General features: G+C 38.4%; 13 protein-coding genes and 1 pseudogene. 3 read left to right on the plus strand and 11 right to left on the minus strand.

Going from position 1 to position 15626, the window contains the following annotated elements; genetic code table 11:
- Positions 1-3: 3 nt before the first annotated feature.
- On the minus strand, positions 4-393 hold the full coding sequence (locus KFO35_RS05070) for a hypothetical protein (protein WP_002290241.1): 390 nt from the start codon (positions 391-393) through the stop codon (positions 4-6).
- 134 nt (positions 394-527) lie between these two features.
- On the opposite strand from KFO35_RS05070, the gene KFO35_RS05075 reads away from it, so the two are divergent.
- On the plus strand, positions 528-1070 hold the full coding sequence (locus KFO35_RS05075; RefSeq protein ID WP_002289260.1) for a DUF2179 domain-containing protein: 543 nt from the start codon (positions 528-530) through the stop codon (positions 1068-1070).
- Positions 1071-1217: 147 nt separating this feature from the next.
- Positions 1218-1850 (plus strand): hypothetical protein, encoded by a 633-nt coding sequence (locus KFO35_RS05080; protein WP_002315192.1) that lies wholly within the window; start codon positions 1218-1220, stop codon positions 1848-1850.
- 136 nt (positions 1851-1986) lie between these two features.
- Here the strand turns inward: KFO35_RS05080 and KFO35_RS14140 are convergent.
- The 8 genes and pseudogenes from KFO35_RS14140 to KFO35_RS05115 form a co-directional block, all read right to left on the minus strand.
- Positions 1987-2196, minus strand: a pseudogene (locus tag KFO35_RS14140) (GNAT family N-acetyltransferase); the annotation flags it as partial.
- 74 nt (positions 2197-2270) lie between these two features.
- The gene (locus KFO35_RS05085; protein WP_002315193.1) at positions 2271-3152 is read right to left on the minus strand and encodes a DUF1803 domain-containing protein; all 882 of its coding nucleotides are present in this window, start codon (positions 3150-3152) and stop codon (positions 2271-2273) included.
- Between the two features lie 181 nt (positions 3153-3333).
- Positions 3334-4260 carry a manganese-dependent inorganic pyrophosphatase gene (locus tag KFO35_RS05090; RefSeq protein ID WP_156272179.1) on the minus strand — a complete coding sequence of 309 codons (927 nt, stop codon included), beginning with the start codon at positions 4258-4260 and terminating at the stop codon, positions 3334-3336.
- 84 nt (positions 4261-4344) lie between these two features.
- Entirely contained in the window at positions 4345-5106 is a 762-nt protein-coding gene (pflA, locus tag KFO35_RS05095; RefSeq protein ID WP_002290235.1) for a pyruvate formate-lyase-activating protein, read from the minus strand.
- A 243-nt stretch (positions 5107-5349) separates the two neighbouring features.
- Positions 5350-7581: a formate C-acetyltransferase gene (gene pflB / locus KFO35_RS05100; RefSeq protein ID WP_002309546.1), complete on the minus strand. Its 2232-nt coding sequence runs from the start codon at positions 7579-7581 to the stop codon at positions 5350-5352.
- 276 nt (positions 7582-7857) lie between these two features.
- A complete protein-coding gene (parC, locus tag KFO35_RS05105) occupies positions 7858-10308 on the minus strand; it encodes a DNA topoisomerase IV subunit A (protein ID WP_156272181.1) in 2451 nt (816 codons plus the stop codon).
- Between the two features lie 11 nt (positions 10309-10319).
- Positions 10320-12365 carry a DNA topoisomerase IV subunit B gene (parE, locus tag KFO35_RS05110; RefSeq protein ID WP_002315196.1) on the minus strand — a complete coding sequence of 682 codons (2046 nt, stop codon included), beginning with the start codon at positions 12363-12365 and terminating at the stop codon, positions 10320-10322.
- Positions 12366-12530: 165 nt separating this feature from the next.
- The gene (locus KFO35_RS05115; RefSeq protein ID WP_002315197.1) at positions 12531-12965 is read right to left on the minus strand and encodes a CoA-binding protein; all 435 of its coding nucleotides are present in this window, start codon (positions 12963-12965) and stop codon (positions 12531-12533) included.
- A gap of 126 nt (positions 12966-13091) precedes the next feature.
- Between KFO35_RS05115 and plsY the strand changes: the two genes are divergently transcribed.
- Positions 13092-13730 carry a glycerol-3-phosphate 1-O-acyltransferase PlsY gene (gene plsY, locus KFO35_RS05120; protein ID WP_002290229.1) on the plus strand — a complete coding sequence of 213 codons (639 nt, stop codon included), beginning with the start codon at positions 13092-13094 and terminating at the stop codon, positions 13728-13730.
- A 144-nt stretch (positions 13731-13874) separates the two neighbouring features.
- Here the strand turns inward: plsY and KFO35_RS05125 are convergent, their stop codons facing one another.
- Together KFO35_RS05125 and codY are read right to left on the minus strand one after the other, a co-directional pair.
- Positions 13875-14750: an aldose 1-epimerase family protein gene (locus tag KFO35_RS05125; protein WP_024636192.1), complete on the minus strand. Its 876-nt coding sequence runs from the start codon at positions 14748-14750 to the stop codon at positions 13875-13877.
- 81 nt (positions 14751-14831) lie between these two features.
- Positions 14832-15623: a GTP-sensing pleiotropic transcriptional regulator CodY gene (codY, locus tag KFO35_RS05130; RefSeq protein ID WP_002315199.1), complete on the minus strand. Its 792-nt coding sequence runs from the start codon at positions 15621-15623 to the stop codon at positions 14832-14834.
- Positions 15624-15626 lie beyond the last annotated feature (3 nt).

Genomic DNA, 15626 nt, shown 5'->3' on the forward strand with positions numbered 1-15626 from the left:
TGGTTACTCACCTATTTTCATTAAATTTCCTGATCGCCATAGCAACCATGATCCGACAGTCGTCTGGAACAGGTTCAGTATACCAAATAATATAAATGCAGGACTGAATGGCTCAGGAAATAAGAATAGGGAACAAAGCCCCACCACTCCTAATGCTAGCGAAAGGAGAGGATAAATAGAGAAATTCAAAAAACTGGCAACGCTACCGAAAATATTACCAATAAATAGTATCAAAAAGAAAAAAACGCTTAGAATCAAACCATCTGTCAGCGACATCTGAAAAACAATGTTCTCTACATCAATTGGCTGTTGAATCGCATAGACACCTAAGTATATACTGAGAAGGAGACTGAGCACGTGGCTGGCACAAAACACTCGATTGACCGTTTTCATTTTAATCACCTAACCTATCTTTATAATTCTATTATAATCATTTTATCATTTTTTGGTACCAATAAAGTTTCAATTTTTCTTCACTTGCGATTTTTTTTGATATTGTTGTTATACAAATGAAAGGAGTTTTACAAATGATTGATCCTAAAATGTTGGGGATGATCTTCCTCATCAATTTTGCTTATATCACTTTGAACACGTTACGTTTTATGCTGACAATGAAAGGCTACCGGCTGATTGCTCCCCTTGTCAGTATGGTTGAGATCACGATCTATATCGTAGGGCTATCTCTTGTATTGGATCGTTTAGATAATCCGCTGAATTTATTTGTCTATGCGCTAGGTTACGCAGTAGGTATCAGTGTTGGGATTTTGATTGAAGACAAGCTGGCATTAGGATACATCATGGTCACAACGATTTTGCCAGCAAATAGCGCGGAAGATAAAAGTTTGCCTGGTATACTGAGAGAACACGGTTACGGTGTGACACAAACTTCTGCAATGGGTCTAGAAGGCGAGCGACTGGTCTTGGAAATACTTTCTCCTAGAAAAAGCGAACGTGAACTGTATCGTCTGATCAAAGAAATTGAAGAGCGTGCTTTCATCATCTCATATGAGCCAAAATATATTTCAGGTGGTTTTTGGACTAAAAAAGTAAGAAAAAGACAAGGAAAATAACTCACAAATTAAAAAACTGTCGAACATATAAATTAAATTTTAGATGTTCGACAGTTTTTATTTATAATTTTGATTAAAAAACATCGACATATACTCATTGATTTGTTATTATACTTTATATACTTATCAATTTAATTTGGAGATATTATGGAAATTCAACGTAAAACAACTAATTTTTTACATTTAGGCTCTTTTTTTGCAACTTTGACGATTTTATTTTTTCTATGTTATTCGTACGTTAAGACCTCACATGCGCCTTCTAGTGCATTAGGCTGGTTGCTTTTGGATCATTCTGATATTACAGAAACCGAAGAAAATCCGTTTTTTTTGATTCTATCTTCTCTATGCGGCTTGATGTTTTCTGTATATTTCGGTGCCTATTTTTTTCATCGACATCCTGGTACGTTAAATGAAGCTTCAGGTGTATTGATTGCATTTAAAACGTTTTCTTTTTTAGCTATTCTTTTTTATTCGTTTAATCACAATACGCTTTTCTTCTTTATCATGAATGGTTTAGTCGTGATTTTATCTATTTTCACTTATTTTATTTTTTCACTCATTTTTAGCCAAATGAGATGTCCGCTCTTCTTTCGATTAGTTCCTGTCACATGTTTTATCTACAGCTTGTTTTCTTTTTTTGTCCTTGCTTTGATACCATTGGCCAACCCTTCGACGATCCAAGTCGCAGGAAATCTGTTGGATATGCTTTTCATCGTCAGTCTAGGTGTATTTATGTGGCAAAGAAAAAAGAAACAAAATAAAAAGCATTTTGAAGCCTGACTATGACGACTTCATAAATGCTTTTTTAGTTTTAAACACTTCAATCTAAAAAAATAACCCAAGTTTGGATAGATGATTAATAATGACTTACCATTCGTTTCTGAGTGATTCTGGATCACCAAATGGGCTTCCTAATCTAATCGGCTAGTTCTTCCCTTAGAATGCCATACTTGACTGAATCATAATATTGATTATTTAAAAATCTAACTTTTCTTATGACTCCTTCCTTAGTCATTCCACATTTCTCACCAATTTTTTGCATTCCTTTGTTTCCAGACCATGTAGTGAATCCAATATGTGGTAGATAGGCAAAATACTCAAATAATTCTTTTAACCATAAAAGAAGAGAAAGACTCCTCTTGCAAAAATCAGCATAATTTTTGCTTACTGCTCTCTTAGATTCTACTCACCAAAGCTACTCTATATTGTTCCATATTCTTTGATATAAGAAAATGCATGCGGCATAAATTTTTTGCTCAGCTCAGAAAAGATTTGTCGTTTAAGAAAGGCCGTTTCCTCCATTGTCAATGAAGGATCCAATGTTGGAAATTCGATCTCAAGATTGTTTTTTTCGACAATAGGCAATGCTAGTGTAAATGATTCTTCTTCCTTTATGGTATTCGTCACAAGTAATGACTGATGGAAAATACTAGGCCGACGATTTTTATATTTATTCTTACGTATCCTGTCAACGATAACTTCTATTTGATCAAAAAAGTACGCTTCATTTACATCTCCAATAAGTTCGGCTAATTCTTTGAATGCCTTCGTTACAGGAAGCTGATTCTTTTGTATAAAAAAATAATTAGCCAACGTAAGCGGGAAGTGTTCTTTAGAGGAAAGTGTAATAAAACGATACTTCTGATTTCCTGCAGTCGTTCTCAGCAATTCTGTCTCTCGGCTGTTTCTTACTCCATAAAAATGCGTTTCTTTTCGTTCATCTTCAAAACAATACGCCCAAATAACTTCTCCCATCGCTAATTTTTGTTCAGCCACAGAGAGTCTCTTCAATTGGTCGGCTATGGTTTCAGCAGCCGAAGTGGCTTGTTGCAAGTAATCGTTGGGATCAAATACTGGAAAGTTCAAATGATATCTTCGTTCTTCTCTCTTGATTAATCCTGCATCGATCAATAGATCAAGAAAATGAGAAAATTTGTTTTGCGGAAATTCTTTTTTCAATTCTCTTAGAATCGTTTCTTTTTCTCGATGTTCATATAGATAATCGGTCAATAAAGAAAAAAGCGGATCACCGGTCAGTTTTTGATAAAAGTTTTCCTTATTTTTTGAATAATAATAGTTCATATATGTTCTCTTTTCTATCCATTTTATTTTACTTAAAAGGCTTTTACATAAAAAGGAGGAAGAATAAGAGTCATGTTTGACTGTTATTCTCCTCCATTTCTTAGACTTTTAGTATGTTCTGTGTTTCTTTTTATTCAATCGCTTATCCCATTCACTTTGAATGCTTCATCCTACCATTTGATTAGCTGAATACAGCCGTCAACTGAGGTACGACTTGTTTTTTACGTGAAACGACACCTTTAAGCAAAGCTCGGTTGTTGGTCAAAGTTGTTTGGAAAGCTTCTTCTACTTTTTCTTTTTCTTTACCAGCAACAAGTAATTCTGAATCGCTGTCTAAGATATTTGTGACAACTAATACGAATAAATCGTAGCCATTTGCTTTCATTTCTTCTTCCATCGCTGCTTCTAGTTCTGCTTGCCGATCCATCACTTCATTCAGATCCACTGTATTGACTTGAGCGATACGCACATTGGAACTGCCCATTGGGAAACTTTTTGCATCCAAATCAAGAAGAACCGCAGCTGATTTATCACTTAGATTCGTTCCGGCTTTCAACATTTCAAGACCATAGGCAGTTAGATCTACTTCAGCGATTGCTGCAAGTTCTTTTGCAGCTGCTTCGTCTTCAGGCGTACATGTTGGCGATTTGAACAACAATGTATCTGAAATGATAGCTGAAAGCATGATCCCAGCAATTTCTTTAGGGATCGTTACTTGGTTTTCTTTATATAGTTTTAAAATGATCGTACTTGTACATCCAACTGGTTCTGCACGATAGTACAATGGATTAGCTGTTTCAAAGTTTGCAATACGATGGTGGTCTACTACAGCCAAAATATTTACTTCGCTGATATCTGAAATACTTTGTTGGAATTCATTATGATCCACAAGCATGACATCTGCATTTTCTGCTTTAGCTGACTCTAATACTCGTGGTGCAGATAATTGAAAGTGGTCTAATGCGTATTGTGTTTCTTCATTAGGTGTACCTAGAGCAACTGCTTCTGTTTCGTTACCTAATTCATTTTGGAAGTGTGAAAAGGCAATGGCTGCCCCAATTGCATCTGTATCTGGATTTTGGTGACCAAAAACTAAAATTTTTGACATGTCATTCGCTCCTTTGTGATTTCTCCTATTTAATAATAGCAAAAAAACGGAAAGAAGCAATACTTAACTTCTTTCCGATGCGTTCTATCGCGTTAAATATTTTGTATACTCTTCTGTATGAAGCAATCGTTTAGCATTTTCGACACGTTCTTTTGTAGGTGGTTCGATTCCTTCTAATGGATATTTCAAACCAAGTGTTTCCCACTTGTATTTTCCCATCGTATGGTAAGGAAGGATCTCTACTCTGTCTACATTTGACAAGGTTTGGATAAAGTTGTCTAGTCGGATCAAATATTCATCATAATCACTTCGCTCAGGAACTAGTACATGACGAATCCAAACCGGTTTGTTGATTTTTGACAAATATTGAGCCATTTCTAGAATATTTTCATTGTCCCAATGCGTTAGTTTTTTATGCTCTTCATTATCGATGTGTTTGATATCAAATAACAGTAAGTCTGTATACTTCATCAATTCTTGAAAACGAGAGAAGAAGGGTTCTTCATACGTAAAAGGTTTTCCGCATGTATCCAATGTAGTATGCATTTCCCGCTCTTTTGCTTTTTTAAACAGTTCGATCAAAAAATCGATCTGCAATAGAGGCTCTCCGCCACTAACAGTAATACCACCTTTATCTCCCCAGTAAGGTCTGAAGCGTTCCGCTTTATCTAAAAGTTCATCTGCTGAGTACTCTTTCCCTCCGCCAATATTCCAAGTATCAGGATTGTGACAGAATTGGCAACGCATGCGGCATCCTTGCATAAACACGACAAAGCGCAGTCCAGGGCCGTCTACTGAACCGAAAGTTTCGATAGAATGAACATAGCCGATTGTTTTTTCTTCCATTTAAATTCACATCTTTTCTTTGATTTCATTTTAAGTACAAGTTAGCTGTCGAAGCGAAGCTTTTTGAACAAAATTTTTCGCAATCACCGCTTCGTTATGTGTAAAATTTACAGGGACGGAACATACATGTCCTGCCCCTGTAAATCGTGTCTTTCAAATAAGCATACTGATCATTCGATTATGATGCGAAGGATATCTAACGATCTTTCGGCACTGAGTCGAAAGGCTGTTTCCTAAACTTTTTTACATTCTGTCGTGTGAAGTTCTCATCAAGACATCTAGTTGTTGTTCTCTTGTCAAGTCACGGAATTTAACTGCATAACCAGATACCCGGATCGTCAAGTTCGGATATTTCATTGGATTTTCCATTGCATCACGCAATAGATCATTACTGAATACATTGACATTCAAATGATAAGCCCCTTTTGAGAAGTATCCATCTAAGACATTACGCAAGTTTTCGATTCTTGTATCTTGTTCTTTTCCAAGACCAGAAGGATTGATTGTTTGGGTATTTGAAATTCCATCCAATGCACAGCCGTAATTCATTTTAGCTGTTGAGTTCAGGCTAGCTAATAACCCACTTTGTTCTGCATTGTAACTTGGGTTTGCTCCTGGCGCAAGTGGTTTTCCAGCTTCACGGCCATCAGGAGTATTTCCTGTATTTTTACCGTAAACAACATTTGAAGTAATCGTCAATAATGAAGTTGTTGGTTTTGAGTTGCGGTAAGTTTTATGACGTTTGATTTGTCCCATGAAGTATTCCAAGATCCATGAAACTAATTCATCTGCACGGTCATCATCATTTCCGTATTTAGGGAAGTCGCCATCTACTTCAAAATCAACTGCTATTCCTTTTTCATTACGGATTGCTTTTACTTTTGCATATTTGATGGCTGACAAGCTGTCTGCCGCATGAGAGATTCCAGCAATACCTGTAGCAAATGTGCGTTGCAAGTCAGAATCCATCAAGGCAAGCTGAGCTGCTTCATAAGAATACTTATCATGCATGTAATGAATGATGTTCAACGTATTGACATATAGTTCTGCTAACCAATCCATCATATTCATGAAGTTATGTTTCACTTCTTCAAAATCTAGTACTTCTGATGTGATTGGACGATATTCTGGTCCAACTTGGGCGCCAGTCACTTCATCGACCCCACCATTGATAGCATATAATAGTGTTTTAGCCAAGTTAGCACGAGCACCAAAGAACTGCATGTCTTTTCCAACAACTGTTCCTGATACACAGCAAGCAATCGCACAATCATCAGAACCCCATTGTTCACGAAGCTGATTGTCATTCTCAAACTGAATCGAAGAACTTTCAATAGCGATTCGGCTCGCATATGTTCTGAATCCTTCTGGAAGGTGTTCAGAGTACAAAACAGTCAAGTTTGGTTCTGGTGAAGGTCCCATATTTGTCAATGTGTGAAGCAGACGGAAATCATTCTTTGTCACTAATGAACGACCATCTAAGCCCATACCAGCAATGGATAAAGTAGCCCAGATAGGGAAACCTGAGAATAATTGGTTGTATTCAGGTGTACGCGCGAATTTGACCATACGTAATTTCATTACTAAGTGATCGATCAATTCTTGCGCTTCTTTTTCTGTGATTACTCCATTATCCAAATCACGTTGGATATAGATATCAAGGAATGCTGAGATACGTCCGATTGACATCGCAGCGCCATTTTGTGATTTGATTGCTGCTAAATAACCGAAGTATAACCATTGGACAGCTTCTTTTGCATTTGCAGCTGGTTTAGAGATATCATAGCCGTATTTTGCAGCCATTTCTTTCATTTGTGCTAATGCACGATATTGTTCAGTGATTTCTTCACGTAAACGAATCACTTCTTCACTCATCGTATGATAACCAGTCATATCATGATCTTTTTTCTTTTGTTCCATCAAATAGTCGATTCCATACAATGCCACACGACGATAGTCGCCGATGATACGTCCGCGACCGTAAGCGTCTGGAAGCCCTGTAATGATTTTGTTTTTACGAGCTGCACGCATTTCGGCAGTATAGGCATCAAACACCCCTTGATTATGTGTTTTGCGCCAGTCAGTGAAAATATGTGTTAATTCATCGTTTGGTGTATAGCCATTGCTTTTCAGCGCATTGTTAGCCATATTGATTCCACCGAACGGCATGAATGCTTGTTTCAAAGGTTTGTCTGTCTGTAGACCGACGATTTTTTCCAAATCTTTATCCAAATAGCCTGCATCGTGGGAAGTAATAGTTGATACGATTTCTGTATCCATATCATAGACACCGTTACGTTCGAATTGGATATCATTCAGCTTTTGCAATTCATCCCATAATTTTTCTGTTGCTTCTGTTGGGCCTTCCAAAAAGCTGTCATCACCGCGATATTCAGTGTAGTTGTTTTGAATAAAGTCTCTAGTGTCTACGCCTTCTTTCCATTTGGTACCTTTAAATCCATTCCATTGCTCCATTGTATGGACCTCCTAAATTTCTGTTTTATGTAACAGTTTTTACGTGATTAGTATAACACAGCGCCTTATCTTTGCAAGGGTTTTCTTGTTTTTTATTTAACAATTTTTATGTTTTATCTATGTATATTGCAAGTAACGTTGATATACCAATATTTAAGTATTGTGAACACTTTCATCTTTTTTTGCAAACGTATAAGGATTTATTAAAAACAAATGAAAAAGAGGGGCCATCTGTATTAATACAGATGGCCCCTCTTCACTAAAATACCATAACAGTTATGATTCGATGAAAATCTCAGGAGCATCGATAACTTCGATGACTTCTCCACCTTTTTTCTCGTCCATAGCAAACGAACCATTCGATGTTCGATCACCTATAGGAAAATCCGTTGGATCAATCGTTATCTGTTGTCCTTTTTGATTCATCAAGATTGTTTCTTTTGATCTTCCTTCCGACATATAGATAATACGGTGCGGATTTTTTTTCAGCTCACGCATGACCGTCACTCCCCGCTTCGCACGTGAAGTTTGGCTGATTTCTTGAGCAAGCATGCGTTTCACAGCTCCTCGCTGAGTAACGATTACGATCGGCGTATCTCCGTCTGCTAACACAAGCAGCCCATTGACAATCCTATCTCCATCTTTCAAATTCATAGACTTCACTCCAGCTGCCTTTGCTCCAACAACGGGAACATCTGTTAAAGGATAGCGCAAGCCCATTCCTTGATGCGTTACTAAGAACACATCTAAGCCTGGCTGGTCTTCTTTCAGATATACAGCAATAAGTTCATCTTCTTCCGCCTTTAGCTTCATACAGCTGAGCGGACGGCTCTTGTAGGTGCGCCATGGTTCGAACTCTGTCATTCGTGTTTGCTTGATCAATCCATTCTTGCTGATGAATACAAATGTTTTCTCTGCTTGGATTTTTTGATATGGGAAAACAGCTAAGATCGATTCATCTACAGACAGATTGGAGATTGTTTGAGAAATGTGTTCGCCAGCATCTTTCCATTTCAAATCGGGTAGTTCATGAACAGGACGGTAGATCACATTTGCTTTATTCGTAATCAGAAGAACATGGTCCAATGTGCTCAATTCACCTGAGTACAGCAAGTAGTCGCCTTCTCGCATCCCGATTTCTTCTGGTTTCGAAGCACTATAAGAACGAAGGCTTGTTCGCTTCACATAGCCTTCTCGTGTCACACTGACGATTACGTCTTCTTGCGCCACTAAAACTTGCGTATCGATTTTGATTTCTTCGATTTCGTCTTCGATTGTCGTCAGACGAGCGGAAGAGTAATTTTTTTTCACTTCTCGCAATTCTTTTTTCATAACAGAGAAAAGCTCTTTGTCGTTTGAAAGGATTTTATTCAACTCTGTGATTTGTGCAATCAAGCTTTCAGATTCCTTTTGAAGCTCTGTGATATCTGTGTTCGTCAAACGATATAGTTGCAATGTGACGATTGCTTCTGCTTGTTCTTCTGTAAATTGGAAAACGTCGACTAAATTCTTTTTGGCGTCTTTTTTGTCTTTACTCTCACGAATCGTTGCGATTACTTCATCCAGAATCGATAAAGCTTTCATCAGGCCTTCCACGATATGCTGTCTTTTTTGAGCTTTGGCTAAATCGAATTGGCTGCGTTTTGTTATGACTTGCTTTCGATGCTCGATATAACTTCTTAAAATGTCTTTCAGTCCAACTTGATGCGGAGTCATATGATCGATAGCGACCATATTGAAATTGTAATTGATCTGTAGCTCAGTGTTTTTGAACAAATAATTCAGAATACCTTGAGCGTTGGCGTCTTTTTTCAATTCAACGACAATTTGCAGACCAGTTCGATCACTTTCATCTCGTACTTCAGCTATTCCATCGATTTTCTTATTCAAACGGATCTCATCCATTTTTTTCACCAATGTCGCTTTATTTACTTCATATGGGATTTCAGTGATCACGATTTGCTGTTTATTGCCCTTCATTGCTTCTATCTTTGTTTTCGAACGAAGAATAACTTTTCCTCGCCCTGTTTCATAAGCTTTTTTGATTTCATCTTTTCCTTGCAAGATCCCTCCTGTTGGAAAGTCAGGTCCAGGAATATATTCCATCAATTTTTCAAGGCTCGCTTGTGGATGATCGATCATATAGATTGTGCCGTCGATCACTTCAGCTAAGTTATGCGTCGGGATTTCTGTCGCATATCCAGCAGATATACCTGTCGATCCATTGACTAGAAGGTTTGGGTATCGAGCTGGAAGGACTGTTGGTTCTTTTTCTGTATCATCAAAATTCCACACGAGATCGACTGTTTCTTTTTCGATATCTGCTAGCATCTCTCCACTTAACTTGGATAATCTGGCTTCAGTATAACGCATCGCAGCAGGTGGATCACCGTCCATACTCCCGTTATTTCCGTGCATCTCGATCAGTACTTCCCGCAACTTCCAATCTTGGCTCATGCGGACCATCGCTTCATAAATACTGCTGTCACCATGAGGATGATAATTCCCCATGATATTTCCGACAGATTTTGCTGATTTACGGAATCCTTTGTCATACGTATTGCCATCTTTGTTCATGGCAAATAATATCCGGCGTTGTACTGGTTTCAATCCATCACGGATATCAGGCAGTGCACGTTCTTGGATAATATATTTGGAATAACGTCCGAAGCGGTCACCCATCACTTCTTCTAAAGTTAATTCTTGTACTTCTTGTCGATTTTCCATCAGGTGACCTCCTATTCTACTTCAAATAACTGATTGTCTTCGTTTTTATCTGCTCGTTCTTCATCTAACAATTCATTAGAAACCGAAGGAGAGATTTCAGCATCCTCTTTTTTATCTAAGATACTGCCATCTTCTTCCAACGTAAATTGTACGTGATTTTCGATCCATTTTCTTCGAGGTTCTACTTTGTCACCCATTAGTGTGGTTACTCGACGCTCAGCTTGCGCAGCATCGTCGATACGGACGCGGATCAACGTACGGGAAGTTGGATCCATCGTTGTTTCCCACAATTGTTCCGCATTCATCTCTCCAAGTCCTTTATATCGCTGTAGCATATATCCTTTGCCGACTTTTTTAATCATTGCTGCCAATTCGTCATCTGTCCACGCATATTCAATGACTTGCTTCTTCCCTTGTCCTTTGGATACTTTATATAAAGGAGGTAACGCGATATATACTTTCCCAGCTTCAATCAGCGGTTTCATATAACGATAAAAGAAAGTAAGCAGTAATACTTGAATATGGGCGCCGTCTGTATCCGCATCGGTCATGATGATTACTTTGTCGTAATTACAGTCTTCGATAGAAAATTCAGGGCCGACTCCTGCACCAATCGTATAGATCATCGTATTGATTTCTTCATTTTTCAAGATATCTTGCATTTTAGCTTTTTCGGTATTGATGACTTTTCCTCGTAAAGGTAGAATTGCTTGGAACTTTCTGTCTCTTCCTTGTTTAGCAGATCCGCCGGCAGAATCCCCTTCGACTAAATACAATTCATTTTTCTTAGGGTTTCGGGATTGTGCGGGTGTCAATTTTCCTGAAAGAAGAGATTCGCCTTTTTTACGTTTCTTCCCATTTCGGCTTTCTTCTCTGGCTTTACGTGCTGCTTCTCTCGCTTCTCTCGCTTTGATTGCTTTACGGACCAACATCTGGCTCATTTCGCTATTTTCCTGCAAATAAAAGCCCATTTGTTCACTGATGACGTTATCTACTACGGTACGAGCAACTGGCGTACCAAGTTTTTCTTTTGTTTGGCCTTCAAATTGCAGAAGATTTTCAGGTACACGGATAGAGAGAACAGCAGCTAATCCTTCTCTGAAATCACTACCTTCCAGATTCTTGTCCCGTTCTTTCAGCAAGCCGACTTTTCTCGCATATTCGTTATAAGATTTCGTCATTGCCGCTTTCATTCCAGCTTCATGGGTTCCACCATCTTTTGTTCGAACATTATTGACAAAAGATAAGACATTTTCTGAATACCCGTCATTGTATTGATAAGCGACCTCTACTTCGATACCTTCTTTTTCTCCTGAAAAATAAACGACCGGTGTCAATGTATCTTTTTCTTCATTCAGGTAATCAACAAATTCTTTGATTCCTTCTTCATAATGGAAAACTTCCTTGACTGATTCTTCTCCCCGAAGATCAGAAAGTGAGATTTTAACGCCTTTTAGAAGAAAGGCAGATTCTCTTAACCGTTCGGCTAAAATTTCGTATGAAAATTTTGTTGTACTAAATATTGTATCGTCTGGTAAAAAATGGACAATCGTCCCGTTTGCTTTTCTTGTTTTTCCTATCTTTTTCAACGTACCGTCAGGTTTACCGCCGTTTTTAAATTTCTGCTGATACTCTATGCCATCTCTAACGATTGTTACAGTCAGCCATTTCGATAAGGCATTTACCACACTGGCTCCTACACCGTGAAGTCCACCAGAAGTTTTGTACCCTCCTTGGCCAAACTTTCCGCCAGCATGCAGCACAGTAAAAATCACTTCAACTGTTGGGATTCCGGAAGCATGCATCCCTACAGGCATCCCGCGTCCGCTATCTGCAACAGTTATACTATTGTCTTCATGGATGGTCACATCAATCTCACTGCCATATCCTGATAATGCTTCATCAACTGCATTATCGACGATTTCATAGACTAAATGATGCAAGCCTCGGCTGTCAGTGGATCCAATGTACATCCCTGGTCTTTTTCTAACTGCCTCTAATCCTTCCAATACTTGGATGGACGAGTCATTATATTCGTTGTTTACTTTTTTTGCCAAGGCAAACGCTCCTTCAATAATACTTTGCGGCAAAACCGCACCACGATTATCATACTAGAAAAGGTCGTGAAAAAAAAGAGGTTAGATGAGAAATCAATTTTAATTATCTCCTAACCGCTTTTTCGACATTCCTCTCTATCGATCATCTCTTCTTTGTGGTCATTTTTATTTTTGGTTTTCTTTCAACTTACCAAGTTCAATCTTGATACAGCGATCCATTACGATGTCTGTGCGTCCTGCTTTTCTTAGCATCTCATCTGCTTCTTCGTTTTCGATCCCTAGTTGTGCCCAAAACACTTTAGCATCGGTTTTCAAAAAATCAGCTGCTATTTCAGGCAAAAATTCGCTCCGTCTAAATACATCTACGATATCGATTGGATCATCGATTTCTGTTACATTCGCATAAACTTTCTCTCCTAGAATTTCTTCACCAGCCAATAATGGATTTACTGGTATGATTTTATATCCATTGTCTTGCAATACCTGTGCAACCATGTAACTTGTTCGCTCTGGTTTATTGCTCAAGCCTACGACGGCAATATTTTTTGCTTCTTTCAAATAGTTAAAAATCGTTTCTTGTGTTGGATTTTTTATAGACATTTCTGTCACCCCTTGCTTTTCTTTTTATTTCATCTATTATACTTGTATCTTTCATTTTTTCAATTGTTCCTGTTACCTATTCATGCTAAAATAAAGGATAGTTTTCAACTTGAGAGAGGGTAAAAAATGAAATTGATCTTATTACTTATTTTAGCATATCTTTTAGGTTCTATTCCTTCCGGTGTCTGGATCGGCAAATTGTTTTTCAAAAAAGATATCCGGCAACATGGGAGCGGTAATACTGGAACCACCAATACATTTCGGGTATTAGGCAAAACCGCCGGGATCGTTGTCCTTCTTATGGATATTTTAAAGGGTACATTGGCTACTTGTCTGCCGATGATTTTTCACCTTTCTGGGACTAACCCTCTTTGGTTTGGGGTATGTGCGATTCTTGGTCATACATTTCCGATATTTGCTGGGTTTAAAGGAGGAAAAGCTGTTGCGACAAGTGCAGGAATGCTTTTAGGATTTAATCCTGTATTTTTTGTTTATTCCTGTATCATTTTTATCGTTAGTCTATTTTGTACAAGTATGGTGAGTTTGAGCAGTATGATCAGTGCAGCGTTGATCACTTTATCCACGATCGTCCTTCCTTATGTAGCTCCTGTGATTTTGGCTAAGCCCAATTGGTTGCTGACGATCATTGCCTTTTTAGTCTCTTCCTTTATCTTCTATCGTCACAAAGACAATATCAAGCGTATCAGAAACCATACGGAAAGTCGAATCCCATTTGGTTTGAACAGCAGCAAGAAAAAATCCTGACACTTTTTCAGTCCAAAGAGATAAAACAGGAGTGTGACAAATCCATGTCACACTCCCTTTTTTCGAACAAACGATGTTCCAGAAGCTGACCACTTCTGCCACAACCTCCTATTACTTGATGTAGAATAGCTTTTTTACACCCTCTTACTTCACTGTGATCGAATATTTTGTCTTGAAGATTTCATGGGCACCTAGTTGATTGATTCCTACTTTTTCCATCAAGTTTCCACTGCTATTCACCGTGTCAGCAATTCCACACCATGGTTCGATACACACGAAAGGGGCTTCTTTTGGATAAGGAGACCAGATTCCTACATAAGGCATATCTTTATAGCTTAAAGTTATGCTATGGTAAGATTTTTCACTCCGAATGGCGTACGCATTTAGTCCTCTTGTTTCAAAAACCAATGCATCTTGATCAAAAAGCTCCCGATTCAAAGCCAAATTCGTATTTGTTTGTCCTAACGTCTTTTGATCCATATCAATGAATGGGCCTTTCAAAGGCAGGCGTAATCTTGATTTCAATGGAGAAAATGCTAGATAAAAGTCTTCGAATGACAATCCTTCTTCAAGAGGTACATTGAAAGCAGGATGTCCACCGATAGAAAAGAACATTTCTTCTTCACCTGTATTTGCTACTTGGTAATGGACCGTGATACCGTCTCCTCCTAATTCATAACTAATCACTAATTCAAAATCAAAAGGATATTTTTCTAATGTCTCCGGTGTATTCCGCAAGATGAAACTAGCCATTTCTTGTCCATGTTCAATGACTTCAAAATCCATATCTCGGGCAAATCCATGTTGTCCCATTTGATATGTTTTCCCTTGGTAAACATACTGGTCATCTTTTAAGCGTCCAACAAAAGGGAATAAAACTGGTGCATGTCTACCCCAATACGCTGGATCACCTTGCCAGATATACTCTAAACCGTGTTCTTTTGATTTTAAACTGATCAATTCCGCACCGTGTTCAGCGATTTCAGCGATCAGCTGGTCATTTTGAATAATAACAGTCATTGCCATTCCTCCAACTTCGACTTACTTTTTAAAATGGGAAGGCTGGAGCAAACATCTATATCCGCCCCAGTCCCCTTGTTTCTAATAACTATGTTTTGCCAATTCGTCTTTAAAACGGGAATTCAATACTTTTAAATAAGTTCCCTTCATGCCTAACGAGCGAGATTCAATGATTCCAGCTGATTCCAATTTTCGTAAAGCATTGACGATCACAGAACGAGTGATTCCGATGCTATCGGCGATGTTAGAAGCAGTCAAACGTCCTTCATCTCCATCCAATGCTTCAAAAATGGCTTGTACAGCCTTTAACTCGCTGTAAGACAATGTGTTGATTGCCATTTGAACAGCCGTTGCACTCCGTACATCAGCTTCGATACTTCGAGACTTCTGATAAAGGATCTGCATACCGACAACCGTAGCTCCATATTCTGCTAAGACGAGATCGTCATCTGCAAACGATTGTTCCACGCGAGATAAAATGATCGTCCCCAGACGTTCGCCAGCTCCAAAGATTGGAACGACAGTCGTCAAACCAAATGGGTATTTTTCTCTTGACTCTACCGGAAACGCAGTAATATCACTTGTAATCGGGATATTAGCTTCAGTTTTCATCAGCTGTGCCACTGTATCAGTGTAAGATTCAGGAAATTGTTTCTCAACAAACATTGTTTTGATTCGTTCATTATTCACATCGTGGCGTTCATTATAACCTAGTAATACTCCGTCACTTCCTATGATATAGGTGTTGCTGTCAAGAATACCACCTAATGTGACAGCCATTTTATCGTAAGGCAAATCTGCTTGCATGTCAAAAGTATTCTTTTGCTGCAAAAGTGTGTTTATCTTGCGGGTTTTCGTTAGCAAGTCTGTCATTGT

It is taken from the genome of Enterococcus lactis, assembly GCF_015751045.1.
GTDB lineage: Bacteria > Bacillota > Bacilli > Lactobacillales > Enterococcaceae > Enterococcus_B > Enterococcus_B lactis.